General features: G+C 44.3%; 19 protein-coding genes, 1 tRNA gene and 1 pseudogene. 11 read left to right on the forward strand and 10 right to left on the reverse strand.

What is annotated here, in order from left to right; translation table 11 throughout:
* The first annotated feature begins 101 nt into the window (after positions 1–101).
* Entirely contained in the window at positions 102–2,069 is a 1,968-nt protein-coding gene (locus C1S74_RS15925) for a DNA topoisomerase III (RefSeq protein WP_045397957.1), read from the forward strand.
* Positions 2,070–2,130: 61 nt separating this feature from the next.
* On the opposite strand, the gene C1S74_RS15930 is transcribed toward C1S74_RS15925, so the two are convergent.
* Together C1S74_RS15930 and C1S74_RS15935 are read right to left on the reverse strand one after the other, a co-directional pair.
* Positions 2,131–2,337 carry a hypothetical protein gene (locus C1S74_RS15930; protein WP_045397960.1) on the reverse strand — a complete coding sequence of 69 codons (207 nt, stop codon included), beginning with the start codon at positions 2,335–2,337 and terminating at the stop codon, positions 2,131–2,133.
* Between the two features lie 151 nt (positions 2,338–2,488).
* Positions 2,489–3,178 (reverse strand): SDR family oxidoreductase, encoded by a 690-nt coding sequence (locus C1S74_RS15935; protein WP_045397962.1) that lies wholly within the window; start codon positions 3,176–3,178, stop codon positions 2,489–2,491.
* A 282-nt stretch (positions 3,179–3,460) separates the two neighbouring features.
* Between C1S74_RS15935 and C1S74_RS15940 the strand changes: the two genes are divergently transcribed.
* From C1S74_RS15940 to C1S74_RS15950, 3 genes are all read left to right on the forward strand, one after another.
* Complete coding sequence (locus C1S74_RS15940; RefSeq protein ID WP_045397963.1) at positions 3,461–4,381, forward strand: histone deacetylase family protein; 921 nt, start codon at positions 3,461–3,463, stop codon at positions 4,379–4,381.
* A 531-nt stretch (positions 4,382–4,912) separates the two neighbouring features.
* Positions 4,913–6,088 (forward strand): YjgN family protein, encoded by a 1,176-nt coding sequence (locus C1S74_RS15945; protein WP_045397965.1) that lies wholly within the window; start codon positions 4,913–4,915, stop codon positions 6,086–6,088.
* The gene (locus C1S74_RS15950; RefSeq protein WP_045397967.1) at positions 6,088–7,083 is read left to right on the forward strand and encodes a M48 family metallopeptidase; all 996 of its coding nucleotides are present in this window, start codon (positions 6,088–6,090) and stop codon (positions 7,081–7,083) included. The genes C1S74_RS15945 and C1S74_RS15950 overlap by 1 nt, the downstream gene beginning before the upstream one ends.
* A 363-nt stretch (positions 7,084–7,446) precedes the next feature.
* On the opposite strand, the gene C1S74_RS15955 is transcribed toward C1S74_RS15950, so the two are convergent.
* The 3 genes from C1S74_RS15955 to C1S74_RS15965 form a co-directional block, all read right to left on the reverse strand.
* Positions 7,447–7,537: transfer RNA gene (locus C1S74_RS15955), tRNA-Ser, on the reverse strand.
* A 138-nt stretch (positions 7,538–7,675) separates the two neighbouring features.
* Entirely contained in the window at positions 7,676–9,484 is a 1,809-nt protein-coding gene (locus C1S74_RS15960; protein ID WP_045397969.1) for a DUF3413 domain-containing protein, read from the reverse strand.
* A gap of 22 nt (positions 9,485–9,506) precedes the next feature.
* A complete protein-coding gene (locus tag C1S74_RS15965; protein WP_038869203.1) occupies positions 9,507–9,734 on the reverse strand; it encodes a YejL family protein in 228 nt (75 codons plus the stop codon).
* Between the two features lie 85 nt (positions 9,735–9,819).
* On the opposite strand from C1S74_RS15965, the gene yejK reads away from it, so the two are divergent.
* The 3 genes from yejK (at position 9,820) to C1S74_RS15980 (ending at position 13,526) form a co-directional block, all read left to right on the forward strand.
* Complete coding sequence (yejK, locus tag C1S74_RS15970) at positions 9,820–10,818, forward strand: nucleoid-associated protein YejK (RefSeq protein ID WP_045397970.1); 999 nt, start codon at positions 9,820–9,822, stop codon at positions 10,816–10,818.
* A 110-nt stretch (positions 10,819–10,928) separates the two neighbouring features.
* Complete coding sequence (locus tag C1S74_RS15975; RefSeq protein WP_045397973.1) at positions 10,929–12,251, forward strand: Hpt domain-containing protein; 1,323 nt, start codon at positions 10,929–10,931, stop codon at positions 12,249–12,251.
* A gap of 111 nt (positions 12,252–12,362) precedes the next feature.
* Positions 12,363–13,526, forward strand: coding sequence for a hypothetical protein (locus C1S74_RS15980; protein WP_045397976.1), 1,164 nt, complete (start codon positions 12,363–12,365; stop codon positions 13,524–13,526).
* 96 nt (positions 13,527–13,622) lie between these two features.
* On the opposite strand, the gene nhaC is transcribed toward C1S74_RS15980, so the two are convergent.
* Complete coding sequence (gene nhaC / locus C1S74_RS15985) at positions 13,623–15,059, reverse strand: Na+/H+ antiporter NhaC (protein WP_045397979.1); 1,437 nt, start codon at positions 15,057–15,059, stop codon at positions 13,623–13,625.
* A gap of 437 nt (positions 15,060–15,496) precedes the next feature.
* Between nhaC and asd the strand changes: the two genes are divergently transcribed.
* Entirely contained in the window at positions 15,497–16,612 is a 1,116-nt protein-coding gene (asd, locus tag C1S74_RS15990; RefSeq protein ID WP_038869210.1) for an aspartate-semialdehyde dehydrogenase, read from the forward strand.
* Positions 16,613–16,738: 126 nt separating this feature from the next.
* Positions 16,739–17,265: pseudogene (locus C1S74_RS26985) on the forward strand (type II secretion system protein).
* 255 nt (positions 17,266–17,520) lie between these two features.
* On the opposite strand, the gene C1S74_RS16000 reads toward C1S74_RS26985, so the two are convergent.
* Together C1S74_RS16000 and C1S74_RS16005 are read right to left on the reverse strand one after the other, a co-directional pair.
* Positions 17,521–18,369: an ion transporter gene (locus C1S74_RS16000; RefSeq protein ID WP_045397985.1), complete on the reverse strand. Its 849-nt coding sequence runs from the start codon at positions 18,367–18,369 to the stop codon at positions 17,521–17,523.
* Between the two features lie 62 nt (positions 18,370–18,431).
* Positions 18,432–19,070: a YchE family NAAT transporter gene (locus tag C1S74_RS16005; protein ID WP_038869216.1), complete on the reverse strand. Its 639-nt coding sequence runs from the start codon at positions 19,068–19,070 to the stop codon at positions 18,432–18,434.
* A gap of 651 nt (positions 19,071–19,721) precedes the next feature.
* Here C1S74_RS16005 and adhE point away from each other — a divergent pair.
* On the forward strand, positions 19,722–22,424 hold the full coding sequence (gene adhE, locus C1S74_RS16010) for a bifunctional acetaldehyde-CoA/alcohol dehydrogenase (RefSeq protein WP_045397999.1): 2,703 nt from the start codon (positions 19,722–19,724) through the stop codon (positions 22,422–22,424).
* A gap of 150 nt (positions 22,425–22,574) precedes the next feature.
* Here the strand turns inward: adhE and C1S74_RS16015 are convergent, their stop codons facing one another.
* Both C1S74_RS16015 and C1S74_RS16020 read right to left on the reverse strand, forming a co-directional pair.
* The gene (locus C1S74_RS16015) at positions 22,575–23,318 is read right to left on the reverse strand and encodes an SDR family oxidoreductase (RefSeq protein WP_045398001.1); all 744 of its coding nucleotides are present in this window, start codon (positions 23,316–23,318) and stop codon (positions 22,575–22,577) included.
* Positions 23,319–23,452: 134 nt separating this feature from the next.
* Positions 23,453–23,956 carry a VC2046/SO_2500 family protein gene (locus C1S74_RS16020; protein WP_045398003.1) on the reverse strand — a complete coding sequence of 168 codons (504 nt, stop codon included), beginning with the start codon at positions 23,954–23,956 and terminating at the stop codon, positions 23,453–23,455.
* A gap of 220 nt (positions 23,957–24,176) precedes the next feature.
* Here C1S74_RS16020 and C1S74_RS16025 point away from each other — a divergent pair, with 220 nt between their 5' ends.
* Positions 24,177–25,556, forward strand: coding sequence for an IS4 family transposase (locus C1S74_RS16025; protein ID WP_103415246.1), 1,380 nt, complete (start codon positions 24,177–24,179; stop codon positions 25,554–25,556).
* Positions 25,557–25,571 lie beyond the last annotated feature (15 nt).

Here is a 25,571-nt window from a genome sequence, read left to right on the forward strand (position 1 = left end):
CTATAAAGTGACGCTATAACTGTTCATCTGTACAGTTTTCCTTGATTTGTTAGGGCTACATTAGATAATGTGGCCCTAATTATTATGATTACCAAAACCTTATGTCTCGTCTGTTTATTGCTGAAAAACCAAGTCTAGGCCGTGCGATAGCGGCTGCCCTGCCAAACCCTCAAAAGAAAGACCAAGGCTTTATCCGCTGTGGTAATGGTGACGTAGTCACTTGGTGTATCGGTCACTTGTTAGAGCAAGTCGAACCTGATGCCTACGACGAACGTTATAAAAAGTGGAATATGGCTGACTTGCCAATTATTCCCCAGCAATGGCAACTAAGACCGAGAAAAACGGCCAGCAAACAACTGACGGTGATTCGTAAACTTCTCAAAGACGCTACAGAAGTGATTCACGCAGGAGACCCTGATCGTGAAGGTCAATTGCTGGTGGATGAAGTACTGGATTACTGCAAGCTCTCCAAAACTAAGAAAGAAGCAACGCAACGTCTTCTTATCTCTGATTTGAACTTACCAGCGGTTAAGCGGGCTTTGAGTTCGATGCGCAGTAACCGCGACTTCATTCCTCTTTCTGTATCCGCCCTTGCACGTTCCCGAGCCGATTGGCTCTATGGGATGAACATGTCTCGCGCTTATACGCTACTCGGACAAAAGGCGGGGTATCAAGGTGTGCTGTCGGTGGGACGAGTACAAACTCCGGTACTTGGGTTAGTGGTACGCCGTGATGAAGAAATCGAAAACTTTGTGCCGAAAGATTACTTTACTCTTCATGCGTTGATTCCGTATCAAGATCAAAATGGCTCTTTTGACATTCGAGCAAGGTGGAAGCCGAGCGAGGCGTGTAAGCCTTGGCAAGATGAAGAAGGGCGCGTTCTCAGCAGAAAACTGGTTGAAAACGTGGCGAACCGAATTGCCAATCAACCTGCAAAGGTCGTTGAATCAGAGCAAAAGCAAACCAAGCAATCTGCACCGCTTCCTTATTCATTATCAGCTTTGCAAATTGATGCCGCCAAGCGTTACGGCATGAGTGCACAACAAGTCTTAGATACCTGTCAGGCGCTTTATGAAAAGCATAAGTTGATTACTTATCCTCGTTCTGATTGTCGTTACCTTCCTTTAGAACATTATGGACAAGCGGGGTCGGTTACTACGGCGATTTCGAACAACGCCAAAGAACTGCAAAGTGCGGTGCAAGGCGCGGACCTCTCGATTAAGTCTAAGGCGTGGAACGACAAAAAAGTTGATGCTCACCATGCGATCATCCCGACACCAAAGCAAGCCAACGTAAATGCACTATCTGGCAACGAAATGAAAGTGTATCAGTTGATTGCTCGCCAGTATTTAATGCAATTCTACCCACCCGCGGTGTATGCCGAAGCAAAGCTCGTCTTTGATATTGCTGGTGGTACGTTTATCGCTAAAGGTCGCCAACTTGTTTCTCCGGGCTGGAAAGCGTTGATGGGGAAAACAGACAAAGAAGATGAGGGTATTGATGCTGTGCCACCTTTAACAGAAGGCACCGTGCTGACATGCCGTGAAGGGGAAATTAAAGATCGCAAGACAGAGCCGCCAAAGCATTTTACCGAAGCGACGTTATTACAAGCAATGACGGGTATTGCTCGTTATGTTGCCGATAAAGAATTGAAAAAGATTTTGCGAGATACAGATGGTCTTGGTACTGAAGCGACTCGAGCAGGCATCTTAGATACCCTATTCAAACGGCAGTTATTGACTCGTCAAGGAAAATCGATTCTTAGCTCTCAAGCAGGCAGGGGATTGATTCATGCTTTGCCACTGGATTCGACGTATCCTGACATGACCGCGAATTGGGAACATCAACTCCAAGGTATGGCAGAAAGAAATCAAGCTTACTTGCCGTTTATGCAAGCGCTAGAGCAGCGTATTGATGGTTTGATGGGGGAAGTAAAGTCTGGGCCTATTCCTGATTCGCTACGCCACCTTCCTAAAGTAGAGCGACCAGCATTCAAGCGTAAAAAGCGCAATTACAATAAAACAGGTTCATCAAAAACGACGGCCACAAAACGTAAATCCTCCAAGTAATTCATGCCTTCCGGCTACTAAGCGGCACCACCTAGTGCCGCTTTTGATATCAATATGATGACTAGTCGAACAAGTTATCGTTCTTGTCGATTGCGCCTCTGACGTCATCTTGCGTTAATACGCGTTTACCTAAATCCTGCTTTACTTGTTTACCCAAGTCGATCAATGCATCTCGATTTGCTTGAGTTTGACGCTTACCTGCACTTCTTAAGCAGTAATTGAGCTCATGATCTTCACTAAAATTCACCAGATCTTTATCTGCGGCCATTGTTACTCTCCTTAGTGGGTCAATATTCTCACTAAGTCTGGATTGGTATTGGTGAAATTCAAGTTAGCTGATGAGATTTAGGAAGGAAGAAAATCGCGACAAAAGGGTCTTGTTTTTTGCCGCATCGCGTTAACTTATTGAAAGAAGAACATTACCAAGGAAGTTCGCAACCATCGTAGTTAATAAACTGGCCAGAATTTTCCTGCGTGCTTTGCTCAATAACTTTTGCTAATCCTGCAGCAGACGTTTGAGTGTCGATAAGAGCATTAGGCCCGCCCATCGCAGTGCGTACCCAGCCCGGATGAAGCGCTAATACAGTAAAACCTTCATCGGTTAGGTCATTACTTAAACTTTTAACAACAGAGTTGAGTGCCGCTTTGGAAGAGCGATAGATGTAGCCACTACCTGAGGTGTTTTCGGTCATGCTGCCGACTTTAGAGGAAATACAAGCGATTTTCTTCGCTTTGCCTTGTTGTAGCAGCGGATAAAAGCTTTCCACTAACTTCAATGGAGCGATGGTATTTATCTCGAAGACTTGTCGCCACTCTTCGATGTCGGTGTTACCAAAACCATAGCCTTTAGGCCCGTAGTAACCTGCATTGTTGATCAGCAGATCGATTGCTGGGAGTTCGCTTGCTAGTTGGGCGACTCGTTGGTAATCCGTCACGTCCAATTCATGTAGTACCAAGGTATTATAACGCGATGCTAATGCGTGTAGTTCTTTACTGTCTGTTAGGTTACGGCTTGTCGCGTGAACTTGATCGCCTTGTTGCAAATAGAGCTCGGTTAAACTCAAACCGATACCGCGATTCGCACCAGTAATAAAGACTGTCTGACTCATGAGTACACCTATCTGTCTGATTCAATAAGGTTAAGTGGAAACAGAACCATTGTGTTAGCTAAGGGCGATAAAATCAACTAACCACCATGCACCTAACATCATCGACATGAACAGAGACATCGCGCAGAAAGAACCAAAGAAAGCGCCGAGTATCGTATATAAGGTTTTATTCATAACAGGTAGAAATTTAATTGATATTGAAAATCATTATCAATTAAATTTCTTTTTAATCAACTCTGGGAGTTGGTACTATTTCACAACGTTTTATGAAAAGAATGTCTCATGCTGCCACTGATTTATCACCCTATTTACTCGCAACTCGATCTACCAGATGGTCACCGTTATCCGATCATGAAATATCGCTACCTTTATCAAGTTGTGATGGAGAAACTCGCGAGTGAGGATTGGGGAGGGCAAATTGAATTCTTCCAACCAAGCCCTCTAAGTACGGATGATATTAAACAGGTGCATGATGGGGAGTATGTCGACTTGTTGGTGACGGGAGCTATGCCTGCGGCCAAAATGCGTCGAATTGGGTTTCCTTGGAGCGAGGCCCTGATAACACGGACACTGACATCCACCGCCGGAACAGTGCTGACCGCAGAAAAGGCATTAGAGCATGGTGTCGCGATTCACCTAAGCGGTGGCTATCATCATGCGCACAAAAACTTTGGCAGTGGTTTTTGTCTATTCAACGATCTGGCGATTGCTGCTAAGCACATGCTTGATCATGAACACGTCGATAAAGTGATGATCATCGATAGTGATGTCCACCATGGCGATGGCACGGCAACGATTTGTGAAAGTGAACCCGACATTGTCACCTTGTCTTTCCACTGCGATAAAAACTTCCCGGCGAGAAAGCCAGATTCAGATCTTGATGTTCCATTAAGTCGTGGAACCAGTGATGAAGCTTTTTTGATGACGTTTAAAGAAGTGGTCGAAATGGCAATGAATCTGCATCGCCCTGATATGGTGATTTACGATGCAGGGGTGGATATTCATGTCGACGACGAACTGGGGTATTTCAACGTGTCGACGGAAGGCATATTTGAACGTGACCGCTTTTTAATGCAGCTAATGAAAGATAAAGGGATTCCTGTTGCGGCTGTCGTCGGTGGTGGTTATCGAAGTGAGCATGAAGATTTAGTGCCAATTCATATGCAACTGTTAAACGCTGCTGCTCAGGTGTTTAATGAGTGAGTATTGCGCAGTTCCAAAGTGAGGGGGCGAGGAATTGGATTCATTTGAGTATTAGGGCTGGGACTCCTTTCCCAATTTTATTTTCCTAGCCTTTGACGTTGTCTAAAACAACAAATGGATGGATTTAGCTCATACAGTAAGATGCCACTGCAATATGCCGAGGCGAATATTAGGGGGCTTAGAGGCATTTAAATAGTTATAAACACCTTATAATTCACCTGACAGAAAATGTAATCAGCAACTAACCTGTTGATTGGCAAACCCGCATCTCTGATTGTGGGCTTTTTAGTGATAATGAACCATTGTCGATTAAATTCACTGAGAGAGTAGTTTCTATCACTTTAAGTGGTTTTATTTGAGCGGAATTGGCTATTTTGGGCATTTCTTTGGTGAATCGGATGTTGTGGTTAATATGCATTTTATAAATAAATGATGTTTAGTTTGCCTATGGCAGTCAAGTTTATCCATTTATGAATGAGATAGGATTACGCCTTTAAATTCATAATATTAAACAAACTATTCGGACTGTATATGAACCATCAACGCATTTCCAATACCATCTCTTTTAAAGGGCGAGGAGGAGAATTCTTTGGCATCTGGATTGTCAATGTTCTACTTTCTATCGTTACGCTTGGAATTTACTCTGCTTGGGCCAAAGTAAGAACAAAACGCTACTTCTACGGTAATACGTACGTCGACGGTGATAACTTTGAGTATCATGCCGAGCCAATGCAAATCTTAAAGGGGCGTTTAGTCGCGTTGGCGATTGTATTGGTATGGGGTATCGCAAACTCATTCATTCCCCAACTGGCGCTTGTGCTCTTACTTCTGTTTTATGTCGCTCTGCCATGGTTGTTATGGAGCAACGCACGATTTGATTCTGCAATGACGAGTTACCGCAATGTTCACTTCTCTTTTAATTCGTCACTGAAAGATGCATACATCACCATACTTGGCCGAGGCTTTGGTGCTGCGCTGGCAGTCATGGTTTTCATTGGTATCTGTGTGGCGGTTGCAAGCGTTTCGCAAGCTGCGTCGGTTATTTTAGGGCTTTGCTCAGTCGTCGTTATGGCTGCACTTTATGGTTGGGTTGTGGTTGGCGTTCAACGCTACTTTGTTAATGGCTACCGTTATGGTGATTGGCAGTTTAGTGGCGAACTTGAAACCAGTTTCTTTGTAAAAACCTATCTGAAAGCCGTAGCCATCGGTCTTAGCACAACTGTCGCGATTGCGATTGTGGCGGTCATTGTGATGGTTGGGAGCTCAGGGCTAATGGAAGCGGCAACGGGCGACTTAGCTTCACTGAATGAATCTAGCCCTGTAATTACAATGGTTGTCATGTACCTTGGTATGATTGGCTTAACCATCGGCTTGACTGCATACACAGCAACAAGAACTCGTAACTACTTGTTCTCCCAAATGAAGCTAGAAAAAGAAGGGCAAGAAGAAAACAACTTTACCTTTAAGTCTACCTATACAGTTGATGGCTACATGTGGCTGATTATCTCAAACTTCCTATTACAAGTTGTGACCTTGAGTATTGCGAGACCATGGGTAATGGTTCGTACTTCTCGCTATGTTGCTGACAAGACGGTCGTCGTTGGAGACATGAGCCAACTGAAAGCAGCAGACCAAGACTCAAAAGTGAAATCAGCGATTTCTGATGAAGTTGCACAAGCCTTCGATCTCGGTGTTGGAATCGGTTAATGCAGTTTGAAGGAACCGCGTTTCCACCAAAAAGCTCTGAGCGACATCAAGCCAAATTGGATGTCGCTCAGGCCAACTCGCTGAGTTTGGTTGTTGCTGACAATATTTTCAGCTGTGACCAGCAGCACGCGGACATTACTGCTCCAGTCGGCAATTTACCCGTCAGATTTAAGCTGCCCAATGGTTGGGTTTTCGTTACCGAACGGACTGAAGAAGTGTCTCGGTGGCTGGAGGCAAATAAAAGGTCGAGCTTTGTTGATAAAATTGAATCGAACTGGCTTGCTTGGGTCGTGTCTGCGATGGCATGCATTGCCGTTGTGCTCGGGGGATATTATTACGCGTTACCTTGGGTGAGCGACAAAGTCGCATACGCTATTCCTGACAGTGTCTCAGTTGTACTTGGCGAAAAGGTACTTGAAAGCTTGGATTCCCGTTGGGAACCGAGCGAGCTGAGTAAAGCCGAACAAGAAGCCATTCGAAGCAGGGTAGAGCAGCACTTGGCGCAGTTAGAGGCACTGCCTTACCAAGTAGAGGTTGTTTTCCGATCTTCTGAGTTAGGAGCGAATGCGTTTGCCTTACCTGGTGGAAAGATTGTGCTGCTTGATGAATTAGTTGCGCTGTCTAAAAAACAGCAACAGCTGGACAGTATTATTCTTCACGAGCTTGGTCATATTCATCATCGCCACATGCTAAAGAGGCTGGTGTATTCGAGTGTCCTTTCTGTTGGTGTCGCTCTTTTAACCGGCGAAAGCTCTGGTATCGTGGACAATCTTGCTGGTGCAAGTGTGTTTGTGTTGTCCAGTGGTTACTCCAGAGAAGCCGAAATACAAGCCGATGCATTTGCAAAAGAGGCGATGCTCAAGATTTATGGCGACACAAAGCCGATGGCTGAAATGTTTGAGTTGTTCCGTAACCAAGGTTATGAAGAGTTGCCTGAGTGGTTGAGCACTCATCCAGATCTCGAGAAAAGGATTGAAGCAGCAAAAGGAAACTAACCTTTCCATTTGAATACTTAACGATGAAAGCTCACTAAATATTAGTGGGCTTTTTTCTTGCGTATTGAAAAGTGCTGAGAGGAGTAGACAGGCTTTTTCTGGATGTGGCTGAGTGCGGTGACGCTTGGTCTAAACTTGGCTGAGTGCGGGGACGCCTAGTTCGGGGTTGCGTTCAACTAGGGATTTAGAAATCCCGCAATTTTTTAAGCGCTAAAACGACGAAAGCCCATTGATTTCTCAACGAGCTTTCTGAATGTGGCGTGAGTGCTGGGCTTGCATTCAAGGAGGGATTTGGCTAAATCCCTCTTTAAGCCTTCAGATATGAAAAAGCCCGCTAATTGCTAAGCGGGCTTTTTCTAAATGTGGCGGAGAGATAGGGATTTGAACCCTAGATACGCTATTAACGTATGCCGGTTTTCAAGACCGGTGCTTTCAACCACTCAGCCATCTCTCCGTTGTTGAGGCGCATAATATAAGGCTTTGAAAACCTTGTAAACCCCAAAATGAACTGTTTGGATGTTTACTGTTCAATTTTGTGTTGTTTGCGGATAAAAGAATCAAAAAAGCTCTCCGAGTGGAGAGCTTTTTTCAATTAATTGCTTTTCGAATAGAAGCGCTGAAGTTCTGTCAGCCCTTGCATCAGGACAGGCAGTTTAGGCGTTGTTTCTCTTAAGCGTTTGTAGTTGTCATCATACAGCTTGTAGTTACCAAATTTATCGATAACTGTCGTTTGGGAGCTGGTGATCAGCGCGATTTCACGAGTGTCGCCCGCTAAAATCCAGCGGCGACGACTTTCGTCAAATAGGTTACGACCACTGCTGTAATCATAAGGGTTCGATGAGACGCCTAACATGTCTTGTAACAGCGTCACCGACAAATCCAGATGGCTTGTACTGTGCGTAAATTCACCTGGCAGCATTCCTGGCCAATGAATAACCATAGGGACCTGAAGCTGGTAGCGGCTGTAATTGCTGTTCGCTCCCCAACTGTTGGTGTTGGTCTCATTAAACTCGCTACCGTGATTAGAGGTGATGACCACAATTGTATTGGTAAGTAATTGTTTTTCATCGAGATCGGAAATGATTTCAGCGACTGTCTTATCGGCAGATTTTACCGCTTTCTCATATGCTTTCTTGAATCGCTCGCTGGCTGGCATTTCTTCATTTGCCGCTTCTGGTTCAGATTCAAAGTTGTCGACAGTGGTGACTTCGATGTAGCTGAACCAAGGTTGGCTTGCTTGCTCGGTTAGCCATGTATTCCATGCCGCAATGGATTGTTTGTCGGTGTGTGCTTGCGTACCGTCTAACGTGTTAGCAAGATTAACTCCGCGGAAGATTACTTCTGAGTAAAGGTCATCTTCAAAACCATTTCCGCTGAACAAACCAAAGCTATAGCCTTGATCTTTTAATACATCCAAAAGAACCGGTGCGGAGCCTTGTGCTTTGATGCTACTTGCGTAGCTACTTGGTAGACCATAAAACAGACCGAATGCACCGTACGTGTCATTGCTAGAACTGTAGTGGTTTACAAAGTTTTGGTTGTCTTGCGCAAACTGGTACATGTTTGGCATTTCGTCTTGGCTTAGTGCATCTGCACGCAAGTTGTTCACACTGATCATCAGTACGTTCAATTTGTTACCACGACGATTAAATTCGAGTTTTTCGAGCGGGTAGCTCACCAGGTCAATATTGCCTTGGCTCTCTGCTAAGCGTTTTAGGTATTCTTCACGATCCAAAAGACCATGCTTTTCCATAAAGCTTTTTGCTGTCATCGGGTAGGACAACGGGAAGTTTGAACGCTGGCTAGTGATCGGGTTATAGAAATAAGCATCGGCCCAGATGTAAACCAAGTGACTGGTGATAAAGCTCAAGAAGAACACTGCGGCCAAAGGGCGGCCAACGTGTTTATGGGAAAGCTTGCGTTGTTTACGCCAAACCCATTCTGATAAACCGAGTTGAACAAGGAAGATAAGCGGCATGACAACAAACAGGTGCTGTAAGTCCGAGCTAATCGCGCTTTTATCTTCGCTAAACAACAGTTCCCAAACCACGGGGTTTAAGTGCAAGTTGATGGATTGGTAAGCTTGGGTATCGATCAGTAAGACCGTTTGACCGACGGTTGCGAATATCACTGCCACCAACCGGAAAAGCTTCCTAGATGGCAGGACAAACGTCAGCGGGAATAGAACCAACAAGTAGAGCGCGAAAACAAGAAAGCCAAAATGGCCAACCCAGGATATCGCCAGATAGAATTGCCCCATTAGGGTCTCTGGCCAAGGCGACTGAACGATATAGCGCGTACCTATCAACATCGATGCAACGATGTTGAAGAATGCAAACCAGTGACCCCAACCTACCAGTCGAGATACACGTTCGCCGTATGAGTTTCCGCTGTCTACCATGTACTTGTTCTATTATCCGTTATTAGTGTGATTTTGGCACTTCAAGAGAAGATACGAGCGCCTGAGCAAATTTTTCAGCAATAACTTTGCGTTGTGAAGCAGCAACTTGTTGATTTAAGACATTGGTTGCGATATTTCCGGCAATCATTAGCGTCAACTCAGGAGAGGCGGCGTGTTTTTCTAGTACAGCGCCCACTTCAGCAAGAATTTTCTCTACTTGTTCGTCAGTATATTTAGATGTAATCGGCATAAAGACTCTAATAATGATAGTAAAAGCGGCTTATGATAACCTACAATGCCCAACAACTTAAACCTTGTAGCAAGATAAAATCACTATGAGCCTTCATCTTTCAAACGTTATTCTGCATCAATTGTGCAAAAACGATCAGGACGAACTGGTTGTTAAACTTCGCCCGGCATCGTTAGAGAACGATACCGCTACAGAAAACCTCGTCGCGGAACTGCATCGCGTATTCCATTCTAAAGCAGGTAAAGGTTTTGGCTCTTTCCAGTCAGACAGCGAATTTCAATTTTGGCTTCAAGAAATGCGCAAAGGAGAGCGAGATTTTTACGACTTCTCACAAATTAGTGCAAATCGCTTGAAAGAAGAGTTGATTAAGTACCCATTTGCTGACGAAGGTATTTTAGTGTTTGCGGAATACCAAAGTTTAGCAACGGATTACTTGTTTATAGGCATTTTGCCTATGAACCAGAGCCTAAAGGTGACTGAAGGCTTGGATATTGATGCAACAGATTACCTAGACATCACTAAAATGGACATTGCTGCGCGCATTGACCTATCAAGCTACGATACTGACCGTGAATCAAATCGTTACCTTTCTTACATCAAAGGACGTGTTGGCCGTAAAGTGGCAGACTTCTTCTTGGATTTCTTACAAGCCGATGTTGGCTTAGATACCAAACAGCAAAACCAAGTGTTGATGCAGGCGGTTGAAGACTTTTGTGCAGACTCAAAGCTTGAGAAGCAAGAAGCGAATGAGTACAAAAAGCAAGTTTACAACTACTGTAACGAACAAATTAAAACCGGTGATGAAGTGCAAATTTCTGAGCTATCAGGTGAGTTACCTCCTAGCCAAGATGGCACCAGCTTCATTGATTTCACTAAAGAACAAGGCTATGAGCTGGAAGAGTCTTTCCCAGGTGATCGCTCAACAGTACGTAAACTGACGAAGTACGTTGGCGCAGGTGGCGGTTTGAACATCAGCTTTGACAGCCTGTTGCTTGGCGAGCGTATTTTCTACGATCCAGAGACAGACACACTAACGATCAAAGGTACGCCACCGAACCTAAAAGATCAGTTGAGCCGCAACTAATACAAGAAAGAGAGAGCCATGCGCTCTCTTTTTTTATGTGAGGTGTGCACAGTTTGAGCGCAAATCATGGTATATGCTTGTTATTAATAGAAATAGTCGAGGGATGAGTGTTGCAGCAATTAAAAGAGGGAATAAGACGAGTCGTCTGGATTTTATTTGTTGTGTGGTTCGGGTTTGCCGTGGGTGTATGGCTTCAAGCGCAACAGACCATGAGAACGATGTCTACCGTGGACGAACTTGGTAGTAAAGTGGATGAAGTGAGGAATATTTTTCACTTTGAATTGCCTTACCGTGCCCAGAATGTTGATCAAGTCTCTCTTAAACTTCAGTTGGTATATGCCGTTCGCTTACAGCTCGAAAGTGATTACGGAGAAGGACTAGATTCCCCCGATTTAACGCAGTTGATTTATTCTACCGATCGATTTTTAGAAGGCGCGAAGAGCTTTATTGGTAGTGATAGTGAACTCGTCGCTCTCGCGGATCAATTACGCAACAGTCGAGAATCGGCAAGCAACTCTCAACCACTACAGACGATGTACTTTCGGCTCGGCGCATTAGTGCTAGAAGCGATGTTTAGTGACTCTGCGACGAGTGCAGACACTTATCAAGAATTAGATTTGTTGTTTACAGAATCGAAAACTTTAGCGCTTGAAGAACAGTCCTCTTTCCAACGTCGCCTTGCTCAAACATCCAGCGTGCTTGCTGCTCACGCAAAAGGCAGTCATCTTTCGAGCCAATTGCTCAACCCTGAATTCCCGAACCAGCTGGCTGCGATTAGTGCTTCGCTAGAACAAAAACTGTTGGTTTACCTCTCACTGTTGATAATGGTAAGTGCTTCCTTACTTGTATGTGTTTGTTGGGCTTTGTCTTCTAAAGAGTCAGTTCTAACCGAAGGAAATCAATCCGATTCAGAAAACATAAATTCGCCAATACAACCACTCTCTCACCAACTTGATAGAGTTGAACGGGGGAGTGAGCAGACGGAGCTTGAACCAGCAAATTCAACTGAGGTGACGAACGGACCTGAGAGAAGCGATTCCGAGTCCCACCAACAGTTGTTAAATGAAAGTCCCGAACCTTACATTGATATAGAAAGAATGCTTGATTCTTTGTCCGACGATGAAGAGTCCGTGCGCATGCTGTTAGACGTGTTTATTCAAGATCATACCGATGACGGCAGTAAGCTAAGAAGGTTGTTACTGGAAGATAAAGAACATGCTCAGCGAGTTGCGCACAGCTTAAAAGGGGTATCCGGCAGTATTGGTGCAATGCCTCTACACTATATTTCTGGGGATATTGAATCATTGATAAAACAGGGCAATCAGGTCGCCGATGACAAGCTTGAACAACTAGAAGAGACATTGCAGAAAACGACACTTTTTGCTGAAAGAGTTCTCAATAGTGAAAAGATACGAGAAGTGCTAACAGATTGATATTCCTCTGACTTAAAATATGGGGGACTGAGGTATTAAGGGGGCGTTCACGAACCTGATGCCTTGGTTCGTTCTGTTCCTATTCTACACATTTTGACCATAGGTAATTTCATGTCCATCCGCCGACTGTCCTCTTTGATGGTAGCTTGCTTGGTTTTGAGTCTTTCAGGGTGTTCCCTGCTAGAGGTGAAAATCGACAGCCAAACTGTACCGCTCACCAAACAAGAATTAAACATGCGTATAATGACGCGTGAATACGCACAAAAGTTTTTTGCTCAAGTCGAACAAGCTGCTGATGTGCTCCAAAAAAACTATGAGCCGAGCGACAAAGTAAACCAATCTTACATTCTACTGTGGAAGATCAATGCTGAAGAAGGTCTTCAAGCGGCGGCTTACCAAGTTTCCCCAATGGCTGCGCTCATAGATACGTGGGTGTTTACTCACCAGATGAACCAGTTTTACAGCGAAGGGACGGGCAAAGATTTGTTTGCGACGGGTGAAGCTAAACAAGTCTCCGCACATCTAGCCAAAGAAGTCGATAAACTCGCTCAGTCTCTTTTGAAAAAAGACGTTTACGAAAACACCAAAGTGTTTGTCGCTGACTTTGTAGAGAAATACCCATTCGCGGATCTAAGCATGATTCGTACACCCGCTTACCGTGCTTGGCTTGAGGCTAACCAAATCAGTGAAGAAGAAGCTGTCACAACATTGGGCACGATGCCAGAAGCCATCGGTGATGTTTCTGACCGTTTAAGTTTGGTGTCTGAGCAAACGCCTAAGATCATGACGTGGAAAGCGCAACTATTGGCGTTAAATAGTTCTGCAAGTATTGAACAAGTAAACGCAGCACTAAATAGCTTGAAGGTTACTTCTGAGTCGTTAAAAGACTTTATCGATAACAACCCTGAGTACATGCGTAACTTAGCTGAGCAAATGGCGGTACAGTTACAGCCTTTGGTTGAAGACATTGACCAGAAAACGGAAGAGCGTTTGTCTCAGTTGAGTGAAGAGCGTCAGGCTCTAGAATTGATGGTGGCAAGAGAGCGCCAAGAAATTGCTCAAATTATTACGAATGAGCGTGAGAAGTTTGCACAAGACCTAGACCATGTTTCACAAGAAGTCGTGAATCTAGCGATGGACAAATTGATTCAATTGGTTAAGAGCACCATTATTTACTTCATTCTATTTATTTTGGTTATCTTCTTTGCTCCGTTGGTACTGGGTTATGCATTAGGTAAACGTTCAGCAGTAAGAGCAGGGTCTAAATCGGCTTGATTACCTGTACGTAAATGCTAAATGACAAACACAAAAAAGGACCGAATCATCGGTCCTTTTTTAGTTACAGAAAGTTTCTATCTATGGAAAGCTGATCTAAGCCGTTTGCTGCTTGAGTTCACTTTCTGTTTGTTCTTCCGTTGCTGGTGCTGTTGGTTCGCATTTATCAACAAACCAGCCCATGTAAGAAGTAAAGATGGTAACGATAATGCATACGAAGCTCAGCCACATGAACGGCGCGTATGATAATGTCGCCACACCCAAGATGCTTGCCATGTAGATTCCGTTGTCACTCCACGGCACCATACCTGATGTCAGTGTGCCACCGAACTCTGCGTTACGAGATAAGTTTTTGCGTTTGTAGCCAAGGCGGTCGTAGTTCTTAGCACAGATCTTAGGCGTAAGAATCAGTGATACGTACATCGCAGAGCCAAATACGTTACCCATGAAGGCCGTACCAATCGTGCTCGTCGCAAGTGAACCCGCACTCTGAACACGTCGTTCGAACAGCTTTGCAATAGTCTCAAGCACGCCTACTTTGTCGAGCAGGCCACCGAAACCAAGACCAAACACGATTACCGCTACAGAGCCCAACATAGAAGACATGCCGCCACGGTTGAGAATCGAATCAATGAAGTCGACTCCTGAAGAAATCGCAAATGGTGCCCAAGCCGTGTTAAACGCCGTCAGGAAGTCCACATCCTGAATCATAACCGCCCAGATAATACCTAGCAGAGAGCCAAAGCTAATCACAGGGAAAGAAGGCATACGCATCGCAAGTAGAGCCAATACGATGACCACTGGGACAAAGGAATAAGGCGTGATGAAAAATTGTTGCTCCATTGCCTGAATAACAGAATCCACTTGGCTCATGTCCACTTTACCAGCGAAGTGGAAGCCAAATGCGGTAAACATGATACCAGTGATAATGTAGCTGATCAGCGCGATAGGTAGCATACCTTTGATGTGCTCAACGACTTCTACATTCGACATAGAAGAAGCAAGGATCACCGAGTCTGAAAGTGGAGACATCTTGTCACCAAAGTAACAACCCGATAGCACCGCGCCTGCGGTGATTGGAGCTGGAACTCCAAGACCTTGACCAATACCCATCATGGCAATACCGGCTGTACCCGCAGCACCCCAAGAAGTCCCCGTTGCTAGCGCAGTCAAAGAACAGATGATCATGGTAGCAAGCAAGAAGATAGAAGGGTGGATTGCTTTCAAACCGTAATAGATGATGGTCGGAACAATACCGCCTGAGATCCAAGTACCGACTAAGGCTCCTACAGCAAGAAGAATTAGCACGGCACCTAGGCCATTAGAAATGCCATTTAATGCGGCTTTTTCTAGGTCTTTGTATTGATGGCCGAGCCTTAAACCCAACAGTATGATAATGAACCAACCAATGTACAGCGCTAGCTGAATAGGAAGGTCTAATTTGGCAGTAAATGAAAATGCCAAAAGTAGAAACAAACCTAGTGAGATAAATACCTGTATCAGACTAGGTAAGCGTGTTGTAACTTGCTTCATATGTGCCTCTGTCGTTCTTGGAGCAATAGAGGAAGGCCGCTCCCTGTTTTAATCGGCGCCTAACATACATTAACAAAAATTATATTTCGAACATTTGGTGCTTTATCTTGATGTTCGTCGGCAAAAACGTTTGCTTGTGAAATTAATCACCATTAATTATTAATGTTAATGGTTTGAAATGTTTTGTGATGTAAAAATTATGTGCTTCAAATGTTGTTTTCTCATTGGGTGGTAGGACCATCGGTGTTGATTTCACACTTTTCTTTCGTCATCTATCCAGTTGAGCGTAAAGAAAAAGGAAGAAAATGGACTTGATTATAAAATTTCGCCGCAAACGTTAAAAAAGTTGCGTTTATTTGCAAATTAGGGCTTGAGATTTTGTGTCGAAAATTGAACTATGGAGAAAGTTTCAGAAATATACATGGAGAGTTAATGCGATGAGAGTAGGTTTAGTTGGTTGGCGTGGCATGGTTGGTTCAGTCCTTATGCAGCGCATGGTCGAAGAGAAAGACTTCGATTTGATCGAGCCAGTTTTCTACAGCACGTCTCAAATAGGTATTCCTGCACCAAACCTAGGTAAAGATGCTGGTCTACTTCAAGATGCGTTCGATATTGAAAGTTTAAAACAGCTTGATGCGGTCGTTACGTGTCAAGGTGGTAGTTACACTGAAAAAGTTTACCCAGCATTACGCCAAGCGGGTTGGAAAGGTTACTGGATTGATGCTGCTTCTACGTTACGTATGGCACAAGATTCTATTATTACCCTAGACCCAGTAAACCTTGCGCAAATTCAGCAAGGTATTCATGGTGGCACTAATACATTTGTTGGTGGTAACTGCACAGTAAGCCTAATGCTAATGGGGCTTGGTGGTCTATTCGAGAAGGGTTTGGTTGAGTGGACAAGCGCAATGACGTACCAAGCTGCCTCAGGTGCTGGTGCTCAAAACATGCGTGAGTTGATCTCTCAAATGGGTGTTATTAATGACTCAGTAAGCTCTGAGTTAGCAAATCCAGCAAGTTCGATTCTCGATATCGACAAGAAAGTTGCAGACACAATGCGCAGCTCTTCTTTCCCTTCAGAAAAGTTTGGTGTGCCACTAGCTGGCTCTCTTATCCCTTGGATTGATGTTAAGCGTGATAACGGCCAAAGCAAAGAAGAGTGGAAAGCGGGCGTAGAAGCGAACAAGATTTTGGGCTTCCAAAATGCGCCAGTGCCAATCGATGGTACATGTGTCCGCATTGGTGCGATGCGCTGTCACTCTCAAGCTCTGACAATCAAGCTGAAGCAAAATGTACCAATGGATGAGATCGAAGAGATCATCGCAACGCACAACGATTGGGTGAAAGTCGTTCCTAACGATCGTGACATTACGGCTCAAGAACTTACACCAGCGAAAGTGACAGGTACGTTGTCTATTCCAGTAGGCCGTCTACGCAAGATGGCAATGGGTGATGACTTCCTAAATGCCTTTACAGTAGGTGACCAACTATTGTGGGGGGCTGCTGAGCCACTACGCCGCACTCTACGAATCATCCTTGCTGAGAAAGCTTAATTTGTCTCAATGTTGAGATGGTCATTTTGAAAGCGCCCAATTGGGCGCTTTTTTGATATTACAATGACAGTAAGCTGACTTTTGTTGCATACCGTTGCCGCGAAATTAATCCATTGGAGTGCGGTAATGAAACAAAATACAAAAGGTTTTACTCTCATAGAGTTAGTGGTTGTCATCGTTATACTCGGCATTCTAGCCGTCGTTGCCGCACCTAAGTTTTTAAATCTTCAACATGATGCAAGAGAAGCGGTTATTAAGGGATTCGGTGGTTCTGTTCATAATGCAGCAGAGATGGCTTTCGGCAAAACTGCTGTAAAAGGAATGGAACATGAAGAGTTATATAGTGTTGAAGGCTACGGTTCCGTTCAATATGGTTACCCAGCTGTTCAAAAAGGTGGGATGGAAAACTTCCTAGCTATCGAATCTGGTTACCATGACCTGACAAAAGAGTGGGTATGGGGTGCACATAACAATGGGTCAGTAAGCAATCCTGACACTTGGATTGTTACTCGCTCTGAATATATTGACGCTGCTCCTGGTGAAGAAAGTGCGTACAACAAAGCAATTGAGGATACGCAATGCTATGTGAAGTACACAGCTGCCATGGAACCGGGGCGGAGTACAAAGTAGAAGTGTTCACTGACGGTTGTTAAATCGAGAATAGACTTTTCCATAGGGATTGTTTATTTCCTGAGAGACTACAGCTATGCAAAAGCCGATGTAAGTTCATCGGCTTTTTTGATCGTAGAGTTGGAGTACAGGGTCGTTGGGAACAAAGTGCTTCGATGTTCGCACTCCGTTTTACGAATCGATAAGTGTTCGTTGGAAGGCAAGTGAAAGAAACTACGTTCTAAATGGAGTTGACAGAATTTGTCTCTAAAAAGACAAACTACAGCCGATTCCCGATTCTAATCTTCCTCATCCGCTCTGACGACGCGATTATCAGGATCTGCCAACTCACTTCCACAATGCTTACAGTGTATGGCATCCGAATCATGACCAGAACGATTGCAGTTGGGGCATTTCACAAGCTCTTTGTGAGCATTCATCTCATTGCTCAGTTCTGCGGTAATAATCCCGGTTGGAACTGCCAATATCGAATAACCAAGCAACATAGTTAATGACGCGATTGCTTTACCGAGATGCGTTTGCGGCACCATGTCGCCATAGCCTACCGTAGTAATCGTCACAATCGCCCAATAGATGCTTTTTGGGATGCTCGTAAAACCGTTGTGTGGCCCTTCAATCACAAAGATCAACGCACCAAAGATGGTGACGAGAATTCCCACCGTACTAAAGAAGATAATAATCTTGCGTCGCGCCATTAAAAGGGAGCGCAATAAGATATTCGAGTCTTGCAAATAGCGAACTAACTTTAAAATACGGAAGATGCGCATAACACGCAGCAGTCTGACGACCCCCATAAAGGAAGCGCCAGGGAAGATGATAGCTAAGTAGGTTGGCAGTATCGCTAAGAGATCGACAACACCATAAAAGCTGGTGGCGTAAGACTTAGGTTTGGGCGAACAATACAGTCGCAGCAGATACTCAATGGTGAATAAAGCGGTGAAAGTGTATTCCACGTAGCGCAACTCTTGCGACCATTCTGTCATTACAGTCGGTAGAGATTCCAGAATAAGAACCACGAGAGATGCGATGATCGCGACGATCAGCGCGATATCAAAGATGCGTCCGGCACGAGTATGAGTACCGAAAATAATCACATATAAATGATGCTTTAGAGACTTGCGAGGCATGATGTTGCACTATCGACGTTAAAATGAAACGGATTGCAACATCATACCAGAAGTTAAGAAACTTAGGCTAAACCAGGAAACAGGTTTCTTAGACCGTTCGCGATAAACTCAATACCAAGCGCACCAAGGATTAGGCCCATAATACGAGTGATTACGTTGATGCCAGTTTGTCCAAGGAAACGCACAATTAAAGGTGCGGAGCGGAACAGTAACCAAGAGCAGAAACAAAACAAAACGATTGTTAAGCTGATGCCGACTGTATCCAGCGCGCTAGGGTAGCGTGCACCGTAAACGATAGTTGAGCTAATTGCACCTGGACCTGCCATTAACGGCATGGCAAGTGGTACAACACCTATTTGCTCACGGCTTACGTATTCCGTCTTTTCTTGCTTGTTTTGCTTATCTTCACCCAACTTACCACTCATCATCGAGAATGCGATGCTTAGAAGCAGTAAACCGCCAGCTACGCGAAATGAGTCGAGCGAAATACTGAACATGTCCAACAACAACTGACCAGCAAACAAAGAAATAATCAGAATACTCGCGACAGCAATATTGGCCGTTGTAGCGGTTTTGCTTTTCTCTTCTGGCGTCATGTGCCCAGTCAAAGACACAAAAACAGGCATGATGCCTACCGGGTTAACTGCGGCGACCAAACCGAGGAAAAACTGTAGGAAAATAGCTAACTCTAAAGTCTGCATGTTGCTTACTCGTAAACGTTCACAATAGTGAAAAAGAGAGGGGGTAATTTTAGGCGGTAATGTAAGGCAAAAGTGCGTTGGGAAGAAATGAAAAAAACTAACGTATTTGGGCTAGTATTTGTGAGAAAAACTAATTATTGAAAGAAATGTATGCATTCTGGAAACGAATTGTTACGTAGAAGACTGGTGAGAACCTGAACTGATTTACACAAACGTTAACATTCGCACATTTTTCACAAAAAGAAAGGCGGTTTGTAGAGAGATATGACGCATTCGATATACTCTCAGTAGCACAAAAATTAGGGTCCACATGTAATTTTGTTGGCTAAAAATGAAACTTTTTTACAGATTGTTGTTGTTTCTTTTATTTTTTAGTTCGTTTGCTTCTTTTTTGTGCAATTAAAAATTAAGCTTAATTTGTATGTTTATCAATTATTTAACTGGTTTTGTTGTGGTAAACCACTACTTTGGGGGTATTTCAGTTGTGAGAACTGATCCAAGTCAATTTTTTTCACACTCTGAAATATTATACTCAGCCCTGAAAGCAATTTACTAAGATGGTTGTTAGTTAAAACGCTGATAAACAGTCAAAACGAAAGACAATAGGCTTACTAAAAAGTTTTTAATATTTATTATTTTAGGAGATCCACCATGCCTGTAACTAACTTAGCTGAACTAGATGCTCTAGTAGCACGCGTTAAAGCAGCACAAGAAGAATTCGCAACGTTCTCACAAGAGAAAGTAGACGCAATCTTCCGCGCAGCTTCTCTTGCAGCTAACCATGCTCGTATCCCACTAGCACAACAAGCAGTTGCTGAATCTGGAATGGGTATTGTTGAAGATAAGGTAATCAAAAACCACTTCGCTTCAGAATTTATCTACAACAAATACAAAGATGAAAAAACATGTGGCATCTTGGAAGAAGATGACAACCTAGGCACGATGACTATCGCAGAGCCTGTAGGTATCATCTGTGGTATCGTTCCAACAACGAACCCAACTTCTACAGCAATCTTCAAATCTCTAATCTCTCTAAAAACTCGTAACGGCATTATCTTCTCACCACACCCACGTGCGAAGAACTCAACTAACGATGCTGCGAAACTAGTTCTAGATGCAGCAGTAGCAGCTGGTGCACCAAAAGACATTATCGGTTGGATCGACCAACCATCTGTAGAGCTTTCTAACGCTCTTATGAAGCACGACGGTATTGCACTTATCCTTGCAACTGGTGGTCCAGGCATGGTTAAAGCAGCATACTCTTCTGGTAAGCCAGCAATCGGTGTAGGTGCAGGTAACGTTCCTGTAGTTATCGATGAAACAGCTGACATCAAACGTGCTGTTGCTTCTATCCTTATGTCTAAAACTTTCGATAACGGCGTAGTATGTGCTTCTGAGCAAGCTGCAATCGTAGTTAGCGAAGTATACGACGAAGTGAAAGAGCGTTTCGCTTCTCATAAAGCTCACGTTCTATCTAAAGCTGACGCTGATAAAGTACGTAAAGTGCTTCTTATCGACGGCGCACTAAACGCGAAAATCGTAGGTCAACCTGCTCCAGCAATCGCTGAAATGGCTGGTGTTAAAGTTCCTGCTGACACTAAAGTGCTTGTAGGTGAAGGTCTAGGCAAAGTTTCTTACGATGATGAGTTCGCTCACGAGAAACTATCTCCAACTCTAGGTCTATTCCGTGCTGACGACTTCGAAGACGCAGTTGCTCAAGCGGTAACAATGGTTGAAATCGGTGGTATCGGTCACACATCTGGTCTTTACACTAACCAAGACGTTAACGCAGACCGCATCCGTTACTTCGGTGACAAGATGAAGACTGCACGTATCCTTGTAAACATCCCAACTACTCACGGTGGTATCGGTGACCTTTACAACTTCAACGTAGCTCCTTCTTTAACTCTAGGTTGTGGTTCATGGGGTGGTAACTCTATCTCTGAAAACGTTGGTCCTAAGCACCTTATCAACAAGAAAACTGTAGCTAAGCGAGCTGAAAACATGTTGTGGCACAAACTACCTAAGTCTATCTACTTCCGTCGTGGTAGCCTTCCAATCGCAATGAGCGACCTAGAAGGTAAGAAACGCGCATTCCTAGTAACTGACCGTTTCCTATTCAACAACGGTTACGCTGACGAAGTAGTTAAACTTCTTAAAGAGCAAGGCATCGAAGTTCAAACATTCTTCGACGTAGAAGCGGATCCAACACTATCTGTTGTTGAGAAAGGTGCAGAAGCAATGAAGAGCTTCCAACCTGACGTAATCCTAGCTCTAGGAGGTGGTTCACCAATGGATGCTGCGAAGATCATGTGGGTAATGTACGAGCACCCAGAAACTCACTTCGAAGAACTAGCAATGCGCTTTATGGACATCCGTAAACGTATCTACAAGTTCCCTAAAATGGGTCAAAAAGCTGAGCTTGTATGTATCACTACAACTTCAGGTACGGGTTCTGAAGTTACTCCATTCGCGGTTGTTACAGACGACAAGACTGGTGCTAAGTACCCCCTAGCTGACTACGAAATCACGCCAAACATGGCTATCGTTGATGCTAACCTAGTAATGAACATGCCTAAGTCTCTGACAGCATTCGGTGGTTACGATGCAGTAACTCACGCTCTAGAAGCTTACGTATCTGTTCTTGCGAACGAGTACTCAGACGGTCAGGCTCTACAAGCACTTAAGATGCTTAAAGAATACCTACCTTCAAGCTACGCAAACGGTGCTAACGACCCAATCGCTCGTGAGAAAGTACACAACGCGGCAACTATCGCTGGTATCGCGTTTGCGAACGCATTCCTAGGTGTTTGTCACTCAATGGCGCACAAGATTGGTGCTGAGTTCCACCTACCACACGGTCTTGCTAACGCACTACTTATCTCAAACGTTGTACGTTACAACGCGAACGATAACCCAACTAAGCAGACTGCATTCTCTCAGTACGACCGTCCACAAGCACGTCGTCGTTACGCTGAAGTTGCTGACCACCTAGGCCTAAGCCAAGCTGGTGACCGTACTGCTCAGAAGATTGAACGTCTACTAGCATGGCTAGAAGAGCTGAAAGGTGACCTAGACATCCCACTGTCTATTCAAGCAGCTGGTGTTGCAGAGTCTGATTTCGTTGCGAAACTAGATGAGCTAGCGGTTGAAGCGTTCGATGACCAATGTACTGGTGCGAACCCACGTTACCCTCTAATCACAGAGCTAAAAGAAGTGCTAATGGCTTCTTACTACGGTAAAGCATTCGTTGAAGGCGAAACTTTCGAAGGTACAACTGTTATCAAGAAGAAAGCAGACCAAGTAGCGAAAGAAGCGGCACCAAAAGCTAAGAAAGAAAAAGCTAACGCATAGGCAAGACGTTAGTTATGGAATAGGTTTTCGCTAGCACGAAATCTACCATCGGGAAAAAGCAAAGCCCCAGTCGAGAGACTGGGGCTTTTTTTATGCTTTTCAAATTATGAGAAGTTCTGTTTGAAGAGGGATTTTTGTTAGAAGGTTTGCTCAGACTTCGGTCGTTACGACTCGACCACTAAAGTACTCGTTAGCAACGATGTAAGCCGTATTCCTCACTAGCTCGTCTTGAATTTGCGCCCAATGTCGTTCATCCACATCTTCACTCGTATGATTGACGGAAGGAATGACTCCACCCACCCGGATGTTGAAAGGGGTCAGTTCTTTTGCCCAGCTGTGGGTAAAACCAGAGACTAATGCCGCCATGCTTTCCACACCCGTGAGATCTTCATGATTATCATGAGAAATGACATTGACGATCACGCCTTTCTTTTCTCTGGAGCGAAAGCGCTCTGCGCTCACTTGACCATAGGTATAAAGAAAGCGAGCCGCAGATGAAAGATGATCGATATAAGTACTCATTGGTTCTGGATCCATCAAACTTGGCATTGGTGAACTGGTCCAACAATTGACGATGACATCCGGTGTCGCACCAAGCTGAGATTCTATTTGGTCAAACAATAAGTTGATGGACGTGGTGTTGTCACTGCACACATTGATGGCGTACACCTTATCGGAAAAGGCGCTAATTTGCTCATAACTGGCTCTCAAGGCCGTTGGATTCTGGTCGCAAAGAACAATCGTTGCCCCTAAGTGGGCAAAGTGACTAGAGCATGTTCTGCCGAGGATAGTTCCTGCGGAAGTGACGAGAATGATTGATTCTTTAATATCCATAGCACCTACACTGTCATTTCTTGTGTTAAACAATACATCAGTGGTTTGTGCTAACAGCATGGATGAATTTTTATGAGCTCAGTGTGAAAAGCTTCAAACTAACGCTTTTGAGCAGCAACTATTGTTTGGGAATTTGTAAGGCGTCACATTTCTGACGTGTGCAGAATGCAATCTGTTGGGGTGAACGTGGAGCGTTAAGCTTGCGCTTGGATTTGATACTGACGCTGTGCCGTTACTAATTGATTGTAAAGCCCTGCGTCAGGAATCAGTGTTTTGTTACGTTCGCCTAAACTACGGCGCTCATGGCCGGAAAGGTTGTGATAAACGTTTTCCGGTAGGTTGAACGTGTCTTGAGGCAAATAGGTTAGCGCATCAGGTTTAAGGTAGTGGCTTAGCTTAGCAGACGGTAAACCCGCATCATGAAACTGCTTTGCTTGCTCTGCAGCTAGATCGTAACTGCTGCTGTCTGAGCGAAGCGCTTGTGGTTGTGATAAACCAAACTGTTTACGAAGGAGGTCATCACTTGTAATGACTTCTTGTACTTCTTCAACCGGGACTACATCGCAAACATCATTAGAGAACATAGACAGAATCAGCGAGAAATCAGCGCGACGACCTTCGTGTACAGCATGGTTAATACCATTGCCGAACTGAAGTTCGTTGATGATTGCTGCTTTGTCTAAAGTATGGATTTGCATGATGTTCCTCGCTTAATGCACTTTTAACGGCAACGACGGGAAGAACTTTAGGAAAAAGAGGGGATTAATTGAAAAAGTAGGTCGGAGAAGCAATAAAAAAGCCCGCAGAGATGCCTGTCTCTTATACACAAATCCCCAAGCTTGTAGCTTGGGGATTTTTTTTGAACTCTTTCACGTGTGTGTGATCTGATCACTTAGTAATCCTTACTGAAACACTAAGATGACACACTCAGACGCTAAACTTTGGGCACAAGAACAATTTGGACAAGCACAACTTAAAGACCCTCGAAGAACACAACGCCTCATCAGTTTAGCGACTTCCATTGCTAATCAACCAGGAGTCTCCGTGGCTAAACTTCCTTTTTCTCCCGCCGATATGGAAGGTGCATATCGCTTTATCCGCAATGAAAACATCGATGCAAAAGACATCGCAGAAGCAGGCTTTCAATCAACTGTATCCCGAGCTAACGAGCATGAGGAATTACTCGCGCTTGAAGATACAACAACGCTCAGTTTTCCGCATCGAAGTATAAAAGATGAACTCGGGCACACGAATCAAGGCGATAGAATTCGAGCTCTCCACGTACATTCGACGTTACTTTTTGCACCACAAAGTCAGACCATTGTTGGCCTGATAGAGCAGCAACGATGGAGCCGAGATATTACTAAGCGTGGGCAAAAGCACCAACACGCGACTCGTCCTTATAAGGAGAAAGAGAGTTACAAATGGGAGCAAGCTTCTCGCCGTGTCGTTGAACGCCTAGGGGATAAAATGTTAGATGTTATCTCGGTCTGTGACCGAGAAGCTGACCTATTCGAATACTTGACTTATAAACGTCAACATCAGCAGCGCTTTGTCGTTCGCTCAATGCAAAGTCGCTGCCTAGAAGCTCATCATCAAAAGCTTTACGACTATGCGCAAGCGTTACCAAGCGTCGAGACAAAAGAGCTTACCATCCCCCAAAAAGGAGGGAGAAAAGCGAGAGATGTAAAGCTTGATGTTAAATATGGTCAGGTGACATTAAAGGCTCCGGCAAACAAAAAAGAGCACGCAGGCATACCTGTTTATTATGTTGGTTGCCTTGAGCAAGGGACATCAAAAGACAAGTTAGCATGGCACCTCTTGACGTCGGAGCCAATAAACAACGTTGAAGACGCTATGAGAATTATCGGTTATTACGAGCGCCGATGGCTGATTGAAGATTTCCATAAAGTCTGGAAAAGTGAAGGGACAGATGTGGAGTCACTCAGGCTACAAAGTAAAGATAACTTAGAGAGATTAAGTGTCATCTATGCCTTTGTTGCTACGCGTTTATTGGCGTTACGCTTCATTAAAGAAGTTGATGAGCTAACGAAAGAAAGTTGTGAAAAGGTATTGGGCAAAAAAGCTTGGAAGCTACTGTGGTTGAAACTAGAAAGTAAGACATTACCTAAAGAAGTGCCCGATATGAGCTGGGCGTACAAAAATCTCGCTAAATTAGGCGGTTGGAAAGATACCAAGAGGACGGGTAGAGCTTCAATAAAGGTGCTTTGGGAAGGATGGTTTAAACTACAAACCATCCTTGAAGGCTACGAACTCGCAATGTCTCTTGATCACTAGACTTGTGATCAAGAG

Source organism: Vibrio hyugaensis, assembly GCF_002906655.1.
GTDB classification, from domain to species: Bacteria; Pseudomonadota; Gammaproteobacteria; order Enterobacterales; family Vibrionaceae; genus Vibrio; species Vibrio hyugaensis.

Coding starts and splice junctions, on each gene's coding strand:
- C1S74_RS15925 (WP_045397957.1), top strand. CDS start 102: ATGTCTCGTCTGTTTATTGCTGAAAAACCAAGTCTAGGCCGTGCGATA.
- C1S74_RS15930 (WP_045397960.1), bottom strand. CDS start 2,337: ATGGCCGCAGATAAAGATCTGGTGAATTTTAGTGAAGATCATGAGCTC.
- C1S74_RS15935 (WP_045397962.1), bottom strand. CDS start 3,178: ATGAGTCAGACAGTCTTTATTACTGGTGCGAATCGCGGTATCGGTTTG.
- C1S74_RS15940 (WP_045397963.1), top strand. CDS start 3,461: ATGCTGCCACTGATTTATCACCCTATTTACTCGCAACTCGATCTACCA.
- C1S74_RS15945 (WP_045397965.1), top strand. CDS start 4,913: ATGAACCATCAACGCATTTCCAATACCATCTCTTTTAAAGGGCGAGGA.
- C1S74_RS15950 (WP_045397967.1), top strand. CDS start 6,088: ATGCAGTTTGAAGGAACCGCGTTTCCACCAAAAAGCTCTGAGCGACAT.
- C1S74_RS15960 (WP_045397969.1), bottom strand. CDS start 9,484: ATGGTAGACAGCGGAAACTCATACGGCGAACGTGTATCTCGACTGGTA.
- C1S74_RS15965 (WP_038869203.1), bottom strand. CDS start 9,734: ATGCCGATTACATCTAAATATACTGACGAACAAGTAGAGAAAATTCTT.
- yejK (WP_045397970.1), top strand. CDS start 9,820: ATGAGCCTTCATCTTTCAAACGTTATTCTGCATCAATTGTGCAAAAAC.
- C1S74_RS15980 (WP_045397976.1), top strand. CDS start 12,363: ATGTCCATCCGCCGACTGTCCTCTTTGATGGTAGCTTGCTTGGTTTTG.
- nhaC (WP_045397979.1), bottom strand. CDS start 15,059: ATGAAGCAAGTTACAACACGCTTACCTAGTCTGATACAGGTATTTATC.
- asd (WP_038869210.1), top strand. CDS start 15,497: ATGAGAGTAGGTTTAGTTGGTTGGCGTGGCATGGTTGGTTCAGTCCTT.
- C1S74_RS16000 (WP_045397985.1), bottom strand. CDS start 18,369: ATGCCTCGCAAGTCTCTAAAGCATCATTTATATGTGATTATTTTCGGT.
- C1S74_RS16005 (WP_038869216.1), bottom strand. CDS start 19,070: ATGCAGACTTTAGAGTTAGCTATTTTCCTACAGTTTTTCCTCGGTTTG.
- adhE (WP_045397999.1), top strand. CDS start 19,722: ATGCCTGTAACTAACTTAGCTGAACTAGATGCTCTAGTAGCACGCGTT.
- C1S74_RS16015 (WP_045398001.1), bottom strand. CDS start 23,318: ATGCTGTTAGCACAAACCACTGATGTATTGTTTAACACAAGAAATGAC.
- C1S74_RS16020 (WP_045398003.1), bottom strand. CDS start 23,956: ATGCAAATCCATACTTTAGACAAAGCAGCAATCATCAACGAACTTCAG.
- C1S74_RS16025 (WP_103415246.1), top strand. CDS start 24,177: ATGACACACTCAGACGCTAAACTTTGGGCACAAGAACAATTTGGACAA.